This window comes from Enterococcus sp. ZJ1622 (genome assembly GCF_011038845.1).
Lineage (GTDB): Bacteria > Bacillota > Bacilli > Lactobacillales > Enterococcaceae > Enterococcus_B.
Window position 1 is genome coordinate 1 of sequence record NZ_JAAKDW010000018.1, and the last position, 15,711, is coordinate 15,711.

The window sequence follows — 15,711 nt, forward strand, 5'->3', positions numbered from 1 at the left end:
TGGGCAAAAGTGGCAAAGGCAATATGGCTTGAACATGAAATGAGAGAGCCAGCGTCTTTAGGCGCTGGCCGGTGTTAAGGGCTTATAGCCCTGGTGCAAACCACCCTTTTGAAGGGTGGTTATGATTATTTTAATAAAAAATATCTAATTACAAAAAAATACAGATTTATTTTGCGTATATATATTTAAACAAAGAAAGGTGTGTGAACGATATGGAGACAGAACTGGAAAGAAAGAGAAGAAAGCAGCAGAAAAAAGCAGAGATGCAACGGCTGTGTCGGTTGCTAGATATTAAAGACTGGCATCAAAACGAAAAAATCGCGCAGGAAGTGCGAGCAATCATCCAAAAAGAGAAACAGGTGAAAGGCGAAACTGAAAAAGAAAGACCAACACAGAATAAAGAACAAAAAAGCAGGAAAAACAAGAACAAAACGACAGAATAGAAAAATAAAAGCGCTTAATTGATGAAGCAAAAAAATAAACGACCAGTGGATACAGAAAACGCTGGTCGTTTATCTATTCTGGATTAAATGTTTCACATCGCCACTTCAGCTTTCGTATTATGCTTCGGTATAGAGATTTCAACTAAGCCGGCTAATTCGATAATTTTGATTTCATCTTCGTGGTAATCTGCGTCATGGATTTTATTTAGAAAATAGTTTTTGATTTCTTCGATTTCTTGTGGTCGGACATTGCGGTTTTCATTGATCAGCAAGATTTCGTTATGTTCAGGAGCTTCTGTGTAGACGACTGTCGTATTTCCTGCTGTATAGACTTTGACCATATGCGCATCTGTATTTTCAAGCTGGTTCAATACTAAACGTGAATGACTATTCGTTACATTGACTAATTTCATGGCGCTCACCTCATTTATGTAAAATTGATATAACTTAACTCAATTATAATTTCTTTTTAATAAAATGAACAGTATTTTGACTTTTTGGAAAGAAACAGGTTGTGAGCCTGCCGTTTAACTCTGAGGCAGAAGGAACAGTTTCAAAAACAGCTTCCCATATTTTACAAAATCGTGCCTTATTGCCGATAGGCTGTCTCTGGAACACCATTTATTCGAAAAAAGGAGCTGGGACAAGTATCTTGTCACAGCTCCTCGATTTTTGTTGAATCGATCTCAGTTATTCAGCAGGTTCGCTAGTTCCTTCTTTTGCCAAGCGTTCTGGTTTAGAAGTGATGATGATTTTGCCTTCTTTGTCCAATTTTGCTTTCAGGTCATGGATAGAAGGATGGTCAAGATAGAATTCTGCGATTCCGTCTTCGATCTGTTCTTGGATAGTCCGTCGAAGTGGGCGTGCACCCATCGATGGATCATAACCAAGATCAACTAATTTTTCTTTGACGTTTGTCGGTACTTCGATATGCAACTGCTGTGCAGCTAGCATCTCGTTGACATCATCTAGCATCAAAGTAACGATAGTCATCAGATTTTCTTTCGATAATGCACTGAATTCGATGATCCCGTCAAAACGGTTTAGGAATTCTGGTGTGAAGTAGTTGTTCAACTGATTCAATACAGACCGGGTAACTCCTTCACGAGCAGCGCCGAATCCGACATTTGCTTCCACTTTACCTGTACCAGCATTACTTGTCATGATGATGATCGTATCTTTGAAGCTGACTGTTCGACCTTGTGCGTCTGTCAACCGGCCATCATCTAGAATTTGCAAGAACATATGCAAAACATCTGGATGAGCTTTTTCGACCTCATCTAACAAAATCAAGCTGTAAGGATTACGGCGGACTTTTTCAGTCAGTTGACCAGCTTCTTCATAACCTACATAGCCTGGAGGAGAACCGATCAATTTCGACACACTGTGTTTTTCCATATATTCAGACATATCGAAACGAATCATGGAATCTTCTGAACCAAATAGTTCGAATGCTAATTGTTTGGCTAACTCAGTTTTTCCGACACCGGTTGGACCGACGAATAAGAAAGAACCGATTGGACGATTCTTTTTGTTCAGACCGACACGGTTACGACGGATCGCTTTTGCGACACGATCCACTGCATTGTCTTGTCCGATGACATGAGCTTTCAAGTCGTTTGCCAGATTCTTCAATTGTGTTTGTTCTTTTTCTTTCAATTCGCCAACTGGGATACCTGTTCGTTGTTCGACGATTGTTTCCATGTCTTTTTCTGTGATGACAGGTGTTTCTTCATCCGTCAATTGACGTTCTTTCATTTTTTGAAGTTTATTGATCTGGTCGCGGTAGTACGCAGCTTTTTCAAAATCTTCTTCTTTTGAAGCTTGCATTTTCTGTTCTTCTGCTTCTTGCAGTTTCTTATCGATCGTTTTTGGATCGACGATCTGGATCGTCAAGTTTTTCTTCGAGCCAGTTTCATCCAACAAGTCGATCGCCTTGTCAGGTAAGAATCGATCTTGGACATAACGATTGGACAAGATCGCAGCAGCTTCGATCGCTTCATCTGTATATTTCACATGATGATAATCTTCATAACGTTTTTGCAGTCCTTTTAAGATACTGATAGTTTCTTCAACAGTAGGTTCATCCACTCGGACAGGCTGCATCCGGCGTTCCAAAGCTGCATCTTTTTCGATGATCCGATATTCATTCAGGGTCGTTGCTCCGACCATTTGCAACTCGCCACGAGCTAAAGCTGGTTTCAGGATATTCCCAGCATCCATGTTTCCATCTCCAGCAGAGCCAGCACCTACGATTTCATGCACTTCATCAATGAACAAGATGACATTTTCCGCTTGTCTGATTTCTTCGATCAGTTTTTGCATGCGTTCTTCAAATTGTCCACGGATACCTGTTCCTTGAACTAAAGAAACGACATCCAGACGAATGACTTCTTTATCCATTAATTTTTGCGGTACGTCGCCATCCACGATTTTTTGTGCAAGACCTTCGACGACGGCCGTTTTACCGACACCTGGTTCACCAATCAGTACTGGGTTGTTTTTTGTTCGGCGATTCAAGATCTCGATAACACGTTTGATCTCATCATCACGTCCGATGACTGGATCGATATCGCCTTGACGTGCTTGTTCGGTGATGTTGATTCCATATTCACCTAAGAGTCCTTCGGTGTTGCCTTGAGGCGGTTGACCGCCATTAAAATTATTTCCTCCGCCGAATTGAGTAGGCGGTGTTTGATCATAATTTCCTTGCTGCTGCATTTGGCGAGACATGGAACGAAACAGATCGTCTAAGCTGCCAAAGCCGAAAGGATCATTTTGGGCCATATTGGTCAGACCTCCATTTTGCTGATTTTTGATTTTTTGATAGCAGCTCTGACAATAGTCAAGTTGCGTACGCTGTCCATTGACAGTGGCATACAAGTGAATTGTTGCTTCATTTTTGCCGCAGTTTTGACAAAGCATGAATGATTCACGTCCTTTCACAAAAATGGGTACATCTTCATTTTACAACTCGTTTTTCATGAGGTAAAAGAATAACCCTTGATTTTAAGGGATTTAAGAGGCGGAAAAGGTAAAAGATTCGATTGACCATTCCTGACCTTTGATTCTAATTATACTGAATTTTTTGCAAGACGCAAGTAATTGATTTGAGTACTTGACTAGTTAAACTGAGATTTTTCAGATCTGATATTTTTATAAAAAGAGAAAAAGTGTTCACGGGACGAATAAAAATAGCTTTCTTACTATATAAATAACTAAAATATCAGATCGCCTGAAAAAAGCGGAATGAGTACATTCGTTATAAAAACTATAGAAAAGAAAGGGAAAGCAACAAAAATAAATTGTACACTTTTAACTGAATTTGATTGAAAACTGTTGTATCTCACTAGAAAAAATGGTAATCTTTACAGATGAAAGGGTGACACTTATTAGGATTCTCTGAATTACTAAAAAAGAAAACCCTCACATAAAAACAACACTCACTTAAAGGAGACCGATTAATATGGAAAAGAAAGAATTTCACGTAGTAGCAGAAACTGGGATCCACGCACGTCCAGCTACATTATTAGTACAAACAGCAAGCAAATTTAACTCTGATGTAAACTTAGAGTATAAAGGTAAATCAGTAAACTTGAAATCTATCATGGGCGTTATGTCTTTAGGTGTAGGCCAAGGTTCTGATGTTACTATTACTGCAGAAGGTGCTGACGAAGCTGACGCAATGGCTGCTATCGTAGAAACAATGAAGAAAGAAGGCTTATCTGAATAATGGTTGAAATGCTAAAAGGGATTGCCGCTAGCGACGGCGTGGCCGTTGCAAAAGCTTACCTGCTAGTTCAACCGGATTTAACATTCAGTAAGACAACAGTAGAAGACACTTCAGCTGAAGAAGCACGTTTAGACGATGCGTTGGCGAAATCTACTGAAGAATTGCAGCAAATTCGTGAAAAAGCAGCGCAAAGCTTAGGTGAAGCAGAAGCGCAAGTATTTGACGCACATCTAATGGTTCTTTCAGACCCTGAAATGGTAGGGCAGATTAAACAAAATATCAAAGACAACAGCGTAAACGCTGAATCAGCACTAAAAGAAGTAACCGATATGTATATCGGCATGTTCGAAGCAATGGAAGACAATGCTTACATGCAAGAACGTGCTGCAGATATCCGTGACGTTGCAAAACGTATCCTAGCACATCTATTAGGTGTTACTTTGCCAAATCCTTCAATGATCAACGAAGAAGTGGTCGTTGTCGCACACGATTTGACACCAAGTGATACAGCACAGCTAGACCGCAACTTTGTAAAAGCGTTTGTAACTGATATCGGCGGACGTACTTCTCACTCTGCGATCATGGCACGTTCTCTAGAAATCCCTGCGATTGTTGGGACGAAAGAAATCACTGCTAAAGTCAAAGAAGGCGATATTCTCGCTGTCAATGGGATCGAAGGCGATGTGATCATCGACCCTACAGACGAGCAGAAAGCTTCATTTGAAAAAGCAGGAGCAGAATATGCTGCGCAAAAAGCAGAATGGGAAAAATTGAAGAATGCTGAAACAGTGACAGCAGACGGCAAACATTTTGAGTTGGCAGCAAACATCGGTACACCAAAAGACTTAGTTGGCGTACACAATAACGGTGGGGAAGCAGTCGGCTTGTATCGTACAGAATTCCTTTATATGGATTCACCAGACTTCCCGACAGAAGACGATCAGTACGAAGCATACAAAGCCGTATTGGAAGGCATGGAAGGTAAACCAGTCGTTGTTCGTACAATGGACATCGGTGGAGACAAAGAATTGCCTTACTTGCAATTGCCACACGAAATGAATCCGTTCTTAGGCTATCGTGCATTGCGTATCAGTTTATCTGAGCAAGGAGACGAAATGTTCCGTACACAAATGCGTGCGTTGCTTCGTGCTTCTGTTCATGGAAACTTGCGCATCATGTTCCCAATGGTTGCTACGATCAAAGAATTCCGTGCAGCAAAACAAATCTTTGAAGAAGAAAAACAAAAATTGGTCAGTGAAGGCGTGGAAGTATCTGATACGATCCAAGTCGGTATCATGATCGAGATCCCAGCAGCAGCTGTCTTAGCAGATAAGTTTGCGAAGGAAGTTGACTTCTTCTCAGTAGGTACGAATGACTTGATCCAATACACAATGGCAGCTGACCGGATGAACGAACGTGTATCATACTTGTACCAACCTTATAACCCATCTATCTTGCGTTTGATCAAAAACGTGATCGATGCAGCACATGCTGAAGGTAAATGGGCTGGTATGTGTGGAGAAATGGCTGGCGATCAAACAGCTGTTCCTTTACTAGTCGGTATGGGATTAGATGAGTTCTCAATGAGTGCGACATCTATTCTGAAAACACGTAGTTTGATGAAACGTTTAGACACAGCTAAAATGGCAGAACTTGCAGATCGCGCGTTGAAAGAATGCGATACAATGGAAGAAGTCGTTGAGCTTGTCAATGAATACGTAAAATAGAACGAACATAAAACCGATACGACTATTCGATTAGCCGTATCGGTTTTTTTATTTTTTTAATAAATAGAGAAATAAAGCGCTCCCTTTGTTCGGATTTAGAAAAAAATAGGGCTTAAGTTTGAGTGACAGCTCCATCGCTATGTTATACTATAGGGGTGAAGGGGGACGTAGGGTGAAGGTATTATTATATTTTGAAAGCGAGAAAATACTTGCGAAATCCGGAATCGGGCGTGCGCTCGATCATCAGAAACGCGCGCTTAAAGAGGTAGGTATTCCCTATACATTAGATAATAAAGAAGACTTTGATATCCTGCACATCAATACATATGGTATCAATAGTCATGCTATGGTCAATAAAGCAAAAAAAGAAGGAAAGAAAGTCGTGTATCATGCACATTCGACCGAAGAAGACTTTCGAAATTCATTTATTGGTTCCAATCAGTTGGCACCGATCGTCAAAAAATATTTAGTGGGCTTATATCAAAAAGCAGACTATCTGATCACGCCCACACCTTATTCGAAAACACTGCTGGAAAGCTATGGGATAGATGTGCCAATCCAATCGATTTCAAATGGGATCGATTTGGCTAAATATCAGCCTGATCCAGAAAAAGAGCGCAAATTCAGGGAGTATTTCAAATTTTCACCTGACCAGAAAGTGATCATTTGTGTCGGATTGTTCTTTGCACGAAAAGGGATCATCGATTTTGTCAAGATTGCTGAACAAATGCCGGAATACACTTTTATCTGGTTCGGACATGTGCCAATGTATTCGATTCCTCGTCATATTCGAAAAATCGTGAAAGAAGATCACCCGGACAACGTATTGTTCCCAGGGTATATTCGTGGAGAGATCATCGAAGGTGCCTATTCCGGAGCAGATTTATTCTTTTTCCCATCCTATGAGGAAACAGAAGGCATCGTAGTTTTGGAGGCATTGGCAAGTAGACAAAATGTTCTGGTACGTGATATCCCAGTTTATGCGGGATGGCTAGAAAATAAAAAGAATTGTTACATGGGAAAAACAAACGAAGAATTTATTCAACTGATCCACCAGATCATCCAAGAAGAAGTACCGAATCTAACAGAAGCCGGTTATGCCACTGCTCAGGACCGTAGTATCAAAAAAATCGGAGAAGAGCTCCGGCAAGTATACGAAGAAGTCATGGGTGAAGAGCAAGCTTCTAGTAAATTGAACAACATTAAGGAAATAAAAAGGTAGTCTGGAGGCGAAAAAACATGAAGATCGGCTTTTTTACCGATACCTATTTTCCGCAGGTAAGCGGAGTGGCCACGTCCATCAAGACATTGAAGGAAGAACTGGAAAAAAATGGACATGAAGTATATATTTTTACAACGACTGACCCGAATGCGGACAAAATGGAAAAAGATGTCATTCGTATGCCAAGTGTACCGTTTATTTCATTCAAAGACCGCAGAGTAGTTGTTAGAGGAATGTGGTACGCTTATTTAGTTGCGAAAGAACTGGAATTGGATCTGATCCATACCCATACAGAATTCGGTGCAGGGATACTCGGGAAAATGGTTGCCAAGAAATTGAAAGTACCATTGATCCATACATATCACACAATGTATGAAGACTACCTGCATTATATCGGCAAGGGAAAAGTCATCCGGCAATCGCATGTCAAATATTTGTCACGATTGTTTGCGAACCATACAACGGGTGTCGTGTGCCCAAGTGAACGAGTGATCGACACTTTGCGTGGATATGGAGTCGTAGCTCCTTTGCGAGTGATTCCGACTGGTATCGATATCGAAAAATTCAAACGATCAGACATCACCAAACAGGAGATCAGTGCATTGAGACGGTCATTGCATATCAAGGAAGATCAAATCATGATCCTTTCGCTGAGCAGGATCTCTTATGAAAAAAATATTCAGGCACTGATCCAAGGATTTCCGCAGATTCTTGCGGCCTATCCGAATGCACGGCTGGTCATAGTCGGCAAAGGTCCTTATCTGGATGAATTGAAAGATCTGATCGCAGAGCTCGAATTAGAAGATGTAGTGCAGTTTACCGGTGAAGTAGACAATAATGACGTCGCGCTATATTACAAAGCAGCCGATTATTTTGTCAGTGCTTCAACTTCAGAAACACAAGGACTTACGTACACAGAAGCAATGGCAGCAGGAACACCTTGCGTGGTAGAAGGAAATGCTTATTTGAACCGTTTGTTCGACCATCCTTCATTAGGAAAAACATTTGAAACGGACGAAGACTTTGCACCAGCACTTATTGATTATATCGCCAGCAAAGTGCCTCATGATCCGAAGGTGTTGGAAAACAAGCTATATGATATCTCTTCAACTCATTTTGGTGAAGCGATGATCGAATTTTATCAGGATATGGTGGTTTATCATGAACAAGAGCTGCGAAGAAAAGAAGAAGAAGACTCGATCGAACGGATCAAGATCAAATTAAATTCATTTAAACGATAAAAATCAGACATTTATTCTAAAAAAATCTTTGTTTCTAGCGTATACTAGCATAGAAGCAAGGATTTTTATTTTTTAGGAGGTAAAAGAAATGAAACTGGGATTTATCGGAACAGGCGTAATGGGAAGTGCCATCGTTCGCCATTTGCAAAAAGCAGGACATGAAGTAACTGTTTATAACCGTACGAAAGCAAAAACAGACGGACTGGTCAAAGAAGGTGCGGTTTGGGCGGATACTCCTAAACTCGTTGCTGAAAACAGCCAAGTCGTATTCACCATGGTCGGCTATCCGAAAGACGTGGAAACGATTTACTATGGAGAGGAAGGGATCTTTACTGCAGATGTCTCAGACAAGGTCTTAGTCGATTTGACGACAAGCACTCCGACATTAGCTGAACGCATCGCTGAAACAGCCACAGAAAAAGGGGCTGCTGCTTTAGATGCACCAGTGTCAGGTGGGGATCTAGGCGCTAAAAACGGGACACTGACGATCATGGTCGGCGGAGAAGAAGCTGTCTATGAACAGATCCTGCCACTATTCCGTGAATTTGGTACGACATTCACGTTACATGGAAAAGCAGGGAAAGGGCAGCATACGAAAATGGCGAACCAGATCATGATTGCAGGGACGATGACAGGGATGACAGAGATGCTTGTCTATGCACAAAAGAACGGTCTTGATTTAGAAAAGGTGATCGAGACGTTGTCAGGGGGAAGTGCTGCCAACTGGTCTTTGAGCAATTATTCGCCACGGATCTTGCGAGAAGATTATACACCTGGATTTTTCGTGAAGCATTTTATCAAAGATTTAAAGATTGCATTAGATGAAGCAGAAAAAATATCTTTGACCCTTCCAGCGACCAAACAAGCGCTAGATCTATATGAACAGCTGGCAGATAAAGGATTTGAGAACGATGGGACGCAAGCATTGATCAAACTCTGGTGGCCAAATGGGCAGAAGCCTGAAAAAAAATCATAAAAAACTGGTTTTTTTAGAGAAAATCAATGCAAGTCTGCTATGCTTTTGATACAATATAACAGAAATAAGAAAAGGAGGACCTCCGATGACACATTCACAATTAGTCGCAATCATTAAACGACTGGAGGCTATGGTCGAATCAGCAGACAATGAACTGCAAGTCCGACGCTTTGAAAAAGAAGGCGTAGAGAAGTGTACAGTAACTTATGATAAAGCGACCGAAACATTTGAATTAACTGAGACAGATTCACATCAGCAATATGAATTCGATAATATCGATATCGTTGCAATGGAAATCTATGACTTAATCCAATAAGCTCGTGCGATTACCCGTATTTTAAGTGAAGAATGCTTGAAGGAGGCTGGAACACAACTAATTTAGTTGTGCTCCAGCCTCCTTTTTAAAAGCAGTAATGGCTGTCCGTTCCTGCTGCAGCTTCTTTTGATAGCTGATCAGGATCTGGACAGGATCGATTTCTTCTTTTGATAGCTGGCGTTTCAAAGCTAATGTTTTTTCTCCGGTCTCATAATAAAAACGAGGTTCTTCGCCAAAAGGAAGAATGACTGTTTCTGCCAGTTGACCATAGCAGATGAGATAGTGTTTCATCTTTTTCTCATCTGCAGCAAGCGGCATCGCATAGGTGAGGCGAGGGGTTCTTAAAAAACGCTTCTGTTCTTGGATACGACGCAAGAAATAAGTCGCCAATTCAATTTCTTGCTGGAGCAGTCCTGCTTTTTCGAAATTCAGCTGCTGGATAAAATGGTGCTGGCGTTTTTTCAGATACATCAACAGCTTCTTGTTCCTCCCTTGAAGCATTCCTTGGATCTCTTTTTTCTTCTGATCAAAAGACAAAGCCTGGATCTCAGGTAACTGCGCACGCAACGCCAGTTGACTGATTTCGGAAAGCCATGGCATCTGATAGGTCTCTTCTATTATACGCAAGATCGAAGGCATCTTTTTATATAGACGAAAAGGGCCATACGTACGGGCAGACGGTGTATTAGACAAAAAGAGACCATTTTCCGAGATATGTAAATAATTGTAATTGCTGAAATAATTCATCTGTCGATTGTAAAAAGGACGATAATACTGGATGAGCTGGCATTCCAGTAGCAAAGCATCTAATTCTGTATCGACAACGACAAAATCAAAATCTGCAATATGGCGTACCATACGCAGCACTTTTTTTGAATGCTGCTTATTGTGATGAAAATAGCTGCTTACACGATTTTTGAGCCGTTTTGCTTTTCCTACATAGATGACTGCTCCTTCCTGGTCTTTCATCAAATAGACACCTGGAAGAAGAGGGAGGCTCCTGACTTTTTCTTTTAACATAATCTCTCCTTGATGTGGATGTAATCAGAGAAACTATAGCAGATTTCAGAAAAAGCAACAAGTGATCCGGCATTTGGAAATGTTGTGACCCAAAAATACTTTGATAGTCAAAATATTTTAGCGGTAAGTCTTTTTAATAATAAATAGCAAAGATGCTTGTTCTTAGGGATTTTAAAATGAGTTCAGGATTAAAAAATTCTTATAATCGAAAAAAATCATGTTTTGAGGTTGCATTTTGAAAAAAGTTAAGATATAGTTTGAACATCAAAAGATTTGATAATCAAACTAATTAGTGGATGGTGGATCATGGAACCAGATTTAAAAACAGTAAATGATTATCTCGTCAGTGTATTCAATGATATCTTGACAATCGAAGAATCGGAATTGAAAAAATCCCAATTCAAAGATTTATCTATCACGGAGATGCACACGATCGAGGCGATCGGGATGTATAAGAAAAAAACGACTTCAGAAGTAGCCAAAGAACTGTCGATTACTGTTGGGACCTTGACCACTGCTATCAACAAGTTAGTAAGAAAAGGTTATGTTGAACGGATCCGAAGTGAAGATGACCGACGTGTAGTGAAACTTGGCTTGACGAAAAAAGGCAAGCTTTTATACCGGGTACACCAACACTTTCATCGTGAAATGGTCAAAAACATTTTAGACGGGATGGCTACTGAAGAACAACATGCCTTGCTGGATGCGTTGAAAAACTTGCATGACTTTTTGCAAGACTACAAGTGAGGATTTTTAATGGAACAATTTGGAACGATCACGGCAACAGCAAGTGTCCTTCCTGAAAAGATCATCACGAACGATGATCTTTCCAACATGATGGACACCTCGGATGAATGGATTTCATCCAGAACAGGTATCAGAGAAAGACGATGCGTGACGGATCAAGAAACTTCTGATCTCTGCTTTTTAGTAGCGAAAAAATTAATGAAAAAAAGAAACCTGGCTCCCGAAGAATTAGATTTCATAATCGTAGCGACCATGTCACCGGATTACACCACACCATCTGTGGCTGCGCAAGTACAAGGAAAGCTAGGAGCAGTAAAAGCGATTGCTTTTGATATCAGTGCAGCGTGTTCTGGTTTTGTCTATGCGTTGAGTATGGCTGAAAAAATGATTCGTTGCGGCTCTTCAAAAGGATTGGTCATAGGTGGCGAGACTTTATCGAAACTCATCGACTGGTCAGATCGTACAACAGCTGTTTTGTTTGGAGATGGAGCAGGCGGCGTTTTACTAGAAGCAGGACCTGAGAAAAAAATACTCGCTGAAAAGCTTTCAGCAGACGGAAAACGAAGCAATTCGTTAACGGCAGGTTATCATGCAAATAAAAACCCGTTCTATTCAGAAGATTCAGAAGGTTCGTACTATTTGAAAATGATCGGAAGAGATATTTTTGATTTTGCTGTCCGAGATGTTGCAGTGAACATTCAGGAAATCACAAAAGATGTACCAGTTGATTATCTGCTTTTGCATCAAGCGAATCTTAGAATCATTGAAAAAATCGCTCGAAAAGTAAAGATACCGCAAGAAAAGTTTCTGACGAATATGGATAAATACGGAAATACCTCTGCTGCAAGTATCCCGATCCTATTAGACGAAGCTGTATCGAGTGGGACGATCACCTTAGGAAATCAAGAAAAAATAGTGTTTACAGGTTACGGTGGCGGTTTAACATGGGGAAGCATCCTCATCGAGCTGTAAGCTGATAAATCATAAATGATAAAAATTAAAAATGAAAACAATATCGGAGGAATAGATCACATGGTATTCGAAAAAATTCAAGAAATTATTGCAGAAGAATTAGGGAAAGAAACAGACGAAATCAAATTGACGACAGACATCCAGGAAGATCTGGAAGCAGATAGCTTGGACTTGTTCCAAATCATCAATGAGATCGAAGACGAATTTGATGTGAAGATCGAAACAGAAGACGGCATCAAAACAGTTCAAGATTTAGTCACTTACGTTGAAAAACAAACTGCATAATCATCAAGATTAGGTTGGGGGCTGGGACATTTTCCTAAAAAGGGATGTCTTGGCCTTTTTGAATAATTCGATCAACAACTATCCTAAACATATTGGAGAAAAAAGATGAAAACAGCATTCTTATTTAGCGGGCAAGGCGCGCAATATCCGGGAATGGGACAAGATCTTTATCGAGAAACCATTGTCAAACAAACATTTGATGAAGCAAGCAGGATCTTAGGATACGATGTTGCTGAACTGTGTTTTTCGGAAAACGACCGGTTGAACCAGACACAATTCACACAGCCTGCGATTTTGACCGTCAGCGTCGCTTTTTTTCGTTTATTGGAAGAACACGGGGTCACACCAGATGCCGCTTTAGGACTGAGCTTAGGTGAATATTCTGCATTAGTTGCTAGCCGTGCATTAACATTTGATGAAGCCGTGGAATTAGTGGCGAAAAGAGGAGCATACATGACCGAGGCTGCACCTGCTGGAAGCGGGAAAATGGTCGCCGTGATGAACACACCGATCGAGCTGATCGAAGAAAGCTGTCAGGAAGCTGGTAAGTACGGGATCGTTTCTCCGGCAAATTACAATACGCCACAGCAAATCGTCATTGGCGGCGAAGAAAAGGCAGTAGATGCCGCCATCTCTTTACTGCAGGAAAAAGGGGCAAAACGGATGATCCCGCTGAATGTCAGTGGCCCATTCCATACAGCTATCCTAGCGCCCGCAGCTGAAAAGCTAGCAGTTGCGCTTGAAGCAATCCAGTTTTCAGAGCCCGCTATCCCAGTGATCAGTAATACGACCACTGAAGTAATGACGAAGCATACGATACCTAGCCTGCTTGAACAGCAAGTGATGAAGCCGGTGCGGTTTTATGAAAGTATCGAAAAATTAAAAGAGCTTGGTATCGAGCAAGTGATAGAAGTCGGACCAGGAAAGGTCTTAAGCGGCTTCATGAAAAAAATCGATAAAACGATACCTGTTCTACGTGTAGAAAATCAACAGACATTCGAAGAAACAATCACAAAATTATCTTAGGAGGCAAGCCATGGATGTAACCGGGAAAAATGTATTCATCACAGGTAGTACAAGAGGGATTGGTCAAGCAATCGCTTTAGCGTTCGCAAAAGCAGGAGCGAATATCGTATTGAATGGCAGAGGAGAGATCCCAGCAGAAAAAATCGAAGAAATCGAAGCATTTGGTGTAAAGTGCGTAGGTGTTTCTGGCGACATCTCAGACTACGAAAAAGCAGGTGAGATGATCAAAGAAGCTGAAAGCAAACTCGGACCAGTGAATATCTTAGTGAATAATGCAGGAGTCACTAATGACAAACTTGTTCTGCGTATGGACGCAGAAGATTTCAGAAAATGTCTTGAAATCAATCTGACAGGAACATTCAATATGACGCAGCATGTCTTGAAAAGAATGATGAAACTGCGCGAAGGTGCCATTATCAATCTTTCGAGTGTTTCTGGACTGATGGGGAACATCGGACAAGCAAATTATGCGGCAAGTAAAGCTGGTGTCATCGGATTCACAAAATCAGTTGCCCGCGAAGCAGCAACGAGAGGAATCACCTGTAATGCGATTGCACCCGGGTTCATTACGACAGATATGACAGATGTTTTACCGGACAAAGTAAAAGAGCAGGCGGAAAAACAAATCCCGATGCAGCATTTCGGGCAGGTAGAAGATGTTGCGCAGACAGCAGTTTTCTTAGCAAAAAGTCCATATATCACAGGCCAGGTCATCAACGTAGATGGCGGACTGGTCATGCACGGATAACAGAAAGGAAGCGGATCAATGAATCGAGTTGTAATCACCGGCTACGGAGTCACTTCACCAATCGGAAATGACGCTGACAGCTTTTTAGAAAGTTTGAAAAAAGGAACAAACGGCATCGCGCCCATCACTAAATTCGATGCTTCTGAAACAGGCATCACTTTAGCAGGGGAAGTGAAAGATTTTCCTTTTGATAAATATTTTGTCAAAAAAGACAGCAAACGAATGGATATGTTCTCCATCTATGGTATTTATGCTGCATTAGAAGCATTGGACATGAGTGGTTTAGACAAAGAAAAAATGAATCAGGACCGCTTTGGTGTCATTATCGGCTCAGGAATCGGCGGTCTGCCAACAATCGAAAGCCAAGTGATCCGGCTACACGAAAAAGGACCGAAAAGAGTTTCGCCGATGTTCGTACCGATGTCGATCGCAAACATGGCTGCTGGGAACATTGCTTTACGCGTAGGTGCCAAAGGAATATGTACAGCGATCGTTACTGCATGTGCCAGTGGGACGAATTCGATCGGAGAAGCTTATAGAAATATCAAACATGGTTATTCTGATGTGATTCTTGCTGGAGGGACGGAAGCTACGATTTGTGAAATGGGGATCGCAGGTTTTGCTGCATTGACCGCTTTGTCAGAATCAACTGATCCTAATCGCGGTTCGATCCCGTTTGATGAAAACAGAAATGGATTCGTCATGGGCGAAGGTGCAGGTATCCTAGTCATCGAATCACTGGAACATGCACAGGCTCGGGGCGCAAAGATCTACGGAGAAATCGTCGGCTATGGTGCAAACTGCGACGCATATCATATGACTGCTCCGACACCAGACGGAAGCGGTGCATCGAAAGCGATGAAATTAGCGATGGACGAAGCTGGGATACAGCCAGAAGAAGTCGGCTACATCAATGCACACGGAACAAGTACACCGGCGAACGATCAGGCAGAAGCAAAAGCGATTCAGCTTGCTCTGGGTGAACGATTCAAAGAGACATATGTCAGCAGCACGAAATCGATGACTGGACATCTTCTAGGGGCAGCCGGCGGTATCGAAGCATTAGCGACTCTGTTAGCCTTAGAGCATCAGTTCATCCCGCCAACAATCAACGTAGAAAAACAAGATCCGGAAATTGATCTGAATGTAGTGAAAAACGAAAGCAAACCTGCAGAATTGACGTATGCAATGAGTAATTCTTTAGGGTTTGGCGGACACAATGCGGTTCTTTGTATGAAACGCTGGGAGGAATAAT

At 41.4% G+C, this 15,711-nt stretch carries 16 protein-coding genes; 13 read left to right on the top strand and 3 right to left on the bottom strand.

The genetic code is table 11. The features are described 5' to 3' along the window. Positions 1-212 precede the first annotated feature (212 nt). On the top strand, positions 213-443 hold the full coding sequence (locus tag G7Y42_RS13315) for a flagellar motor switch protein (protein WP_165006990.1): 231 nt from the start codon (positions 213-215) through the stop codon (positions 441-443). Positions 444-535: 92 nt separating this feature from the next. Here the strand turns inward: G7Y42_RS13315 and G7Y42_RS13320 are convergent, their stop codons facing one another. Together G7Y42_RS13320 and G7Y42_RS13325 are read right to left on the bottom strand one after the other, a co-directional pair. Next, positions 536-856: a DUF1827 family protein gene (locus G7Y42_RS13320; protein ID WP_165006993.1), complete on the bottom strand. Its 321-nt coding sequence runs from the start codon at positions 854-856 to the stop codon at positions 536-538. A 277-nt stretch (positions 857-1,133) separates the two neighbouring features. Continuing rightward, positions 1,134-3,368: an ATP-dependent Clp protease ATP-binding subunit gene (locus G7Y42_RS13325; RefSeq protein WP_165007082.1), complete on the bottom strand. Its 2,235-nt coding sequence runs from the start codon at positions 3,366-3,368 to the stop codon at positions 1,134-1,136. Between the two features lie 541 nt (positions 3,369-3,909). Here G7Y42_RS13325 and G7Y42_RS13330 point away from each other — a divergent pair. From G7Y42_RS13330 to G7Y42_RS13355, 6 genes are all read left to right on the top strand, one after another. Beyond that, positions 3,910-4,176 carry a phosphocarrier protein HPr gene (locus G7Y42_RS13330; RefSeq protein ID WP_002287602.1) on the top strand — a complete coding sequence of 89 codons (267 nt, stop codon included), beginning with the start codon at positions 3,910-3,912 and terminating at the stop codon, positions 4,174-4,176. Continuing rightward, entirely contained in the window at positions 4,176-5,903 is a 1,728-nt protein-coding gene (ptsP, locus tag G7Y42_RS13335) for a phosphoenolpyruvate--protein phosphotransferase (RefSeq protein ID WP_165006997.1), read from the top strand. The genes G7Y42_RS13330 and ptsP overlap by 1 nt, the downstream gene beginning before the upstream one ends. Positions 5,904-6,075: 172 nt before the next feature. Continuing rightward, complete coding sequence (locus G7Y42_RS13340; RefSeq protein WP_206215467.1) at positions 6,076-7,125, top strand: glycosyltransferase; 1,050 nt, start codon at positions 6,076-6,078, stop codon at positions 7,123-7,125. Positions 7,126-7,142: 17 nt separating this feature from the next. Continuing rightward, the gene (locus G7Y42_RS13345) at positions 7,143-8,366 is read left to right on the top strand and encodes a glycosyltransferase family 4 protein (RefSeq protein WP_165007003.1); all 1,224 of its coding nucleotides are present in this window, start codon (positions 7,143-7,145) and stop codon (positions 8,364-8,366) included. Positions 8,367-8,454: 88 nt separating this feature from the next. Next, positions 8,455-9,342, top strand: a complete 888-nt coding sequence (locus G7Y42_RS13350; protein ID WP_165007006.1) for an NAD(P)-dependent oxidoreductase — start codon at positions 8,455-8,457, stop codon at positions 9,340-9,342. 85 nt (positions 9,343-9,427) lie between these two features. Further along, positions 9,428-9,658: a YkuJ family protein gene (locus G7Y42_RS13355; protein ID WP_165007009.1), complete on the top strand. Its 231-nt coding sequence runs from the start codon at positions 9,428-9,430 to the stop codon at positions 9,656-9,658. Between the two features lie 57 nt (positions 9,659-9,715). Here the strand turns inward: G7Y42_RS13355 and G7Y42_RS13360 are convergent, their stop codons facing one another. Next, on the bottom strand, positions 9,716-10,678 hold the full coding sequence (locus G7Y42_RS13360; RefSeq protein WP_165007012.1) for a GIY-YIG nuclease family protein: 963 nt from the start codon (positions 10,676-10,678) through the stop codon (positions 9,716-9,718). Between the two features lie 306 nt (positions 10,679-10,984). Here G7Y42_RS13360 and G7Y42_RS13365 point away from each other — a divergent pair, with 306 nt between their 5' ends. From G7Y42_RS13365 to fabF, 6 genes are all read left to right on the top strand, one after another. Further along, positions 10,985-11,425 carry a MarR family transcriptional regulator gene (locus tag G7Y42_RS13365; RefSeq protein WP_165007015.1) on the top strand — a complete coding sequence of 147 codons (441 nt, stop codon included), beginning with the start codon at positions 10,985-10,987 and terminating at the stop codon, positions 11,423-11,425. 9 nt (positions 11,426-11,434) lie between these two features. After that, positions 11,435-12,397 carry a beta-ketoacyl-ACP synthase III gene (locus G7Y42_RS13370; protein WP_165007017.1) on the top strand — a complete coding sequence of 321 codons (963 nt, stop codon included), beginning with the start codon at positions 11,435-11,437 and terminating at the stop codon, positions 12,395-12,397. Positions 12,398-12,457: 60 nt separating this feature from the next. Next, on the top strand, positions 12,458-12,682 hold the full coding sequence (locus G7Y42_RS13375; protein ID WP_067480862.1) for an acyl carrier protein: 225 nt from the start codon (positions 12,458-12,460) through the stop codon (positions 12,680-12,682). 105 nt (positions 12,683-12,787) lie between these two features. Next, positions 12,788-13,708, top strand: coding sequence for an ACP S-malonyltransferase (fabD, locus tag G7Y42_RS13380; protein WP_165007020.1), 921 nt, complete (start codon positions 12,788-12,790; stop codon positions 13,706-13,708). 10 nt (positions 13,709-13,718) lie between these two features. Further along, entirely contained in the window at positions 13,719-14,456 is a 738-nt protein-coding gene (gene fabG / locus G7Y42_RS13385; RefSeq protein ID WP_165007023.1) for a 3-oxoacyl-[acyl-carrier-protein] reductase, read from the top strand. An 18-nt stretch (positions 14,457-14,474) separates the two neighbouring features. Continuing rightward, on the top strand, positions 14,475-15,710 hold the full coding sequence (fabF, locus tag G7Y42_RS13390; RefSeq protein ID WP_165007026.1) for a beta-ketoacyl-ACP synthase II: 1,236 nt from the start codon (positions 14,475-14,477) through the stop codon (positions 15,708-15,710). Position 15,711 lies beyond the last annotated feature (1 nt).

Bases quoted from the DNA above. Each gene is read 5' to 3' on its own strand.
- G7Y42_RS13315 (WP_165006990.1), top strand. From the start codon at position 213: ATGGAGACAGAACTGGAAAGAAAGAGAAGAAAGCAGCAGAAAAAAGCA.
- G7Y42_RS13320 (WP_165006993.1), bottom strand. From the start codon at position 856: ATGAAATTAGTCAATGTAACGAATAGTCATTCACGTTTAGTATTGAAC.
- G7Y42_RS13325 (WP_165007082.1), bottom strand. From the start codon at position 3,368: ATGCTTTGTCAAAACTGCGGCAAAAATGAAGCAACAATTCACTTGTAT.
- G7Y42_RS13330 (WP_002287602.1), top strand. From the start codon at position 3,910: ATGGAAAAGAAAGAATTTCACGTAGTAGCAGAAACTGGGATCCACGCA.
- ptsP (WP_165006997.1), top strand. From the start codon at position 4,176: ATGGTTGAAATGCTAAAAGGGATTGCCGCTAGCGACGGCGTGGCCGTT.
- G7Y42_RS13345 (WP_165007003.1), top strand. From the start codon at position 7,143: ATGAAGATCGGCTTTTTTACCGATACCTATTTTCCGCAGGTAAGCGGA.
- G7Y42_RS13350 (WP_165007006.1), top strand. From the start codon at position 8,455: ATGAAACTGGGATTTATCGGAACAGGCGTAATGGGAAGTGCCATCGTT.
- G7Y42_RS13355 (WP_165007009.1), top strand. From the start codon at position 9,428: ATGACACATTCACAATTAGTCGCAATCATTAAACGACTGGAGGCTATG.
- G7Y42_RS13360 (WP_165007012.1), bottom strand. From the start codon at position 10,678: ATGTTAAAAGAAAAAGTCAGGAGCCTCCCTCTTCTTCCAGGTGTCTAT.
- G7Y42_RS13365 (WP_165007015.1), top strand. From the start codon at position 10,985: ATGGAACCAGATTTAAAAACAGTAAATGATTATCTCGTCAGTGTATTC.
- G7Y42_RS13370 (WP_165007017.1), top strand. From the start codon at position 11,435: ATGGAACAATTTGGAACGATCACGGCAACAGCAAGTGTCCTTCCTGAA.
- G7Y42_RS13375 (WP_067480862.1), top strand. From the start codon at position 12,458: ATGGTATTCGAAAAAATTCAAGAAATTATTGCAGAAGAATTAGGGAAA.
- fabD (WP_165007020.1), top strand. From the start codon at position 12,788: ATGAAAACAGCATTCTTATTTAGCGGGCAAGGCGCGCAATATCCGGGA.
- fabG (WP_165007023.1), top strand. From the start codon at position 13,719: ATGGATGTAACCGGGAAAAATGTATTCATCACAGGTAGTACAAGAGGG.
- fabF (WP_165007026.1), top strand. From the start codon at position 14,475: ATGAATCGAGTTGTAATCACCGGCTACGGAGTCACTTCACCAATCGGA.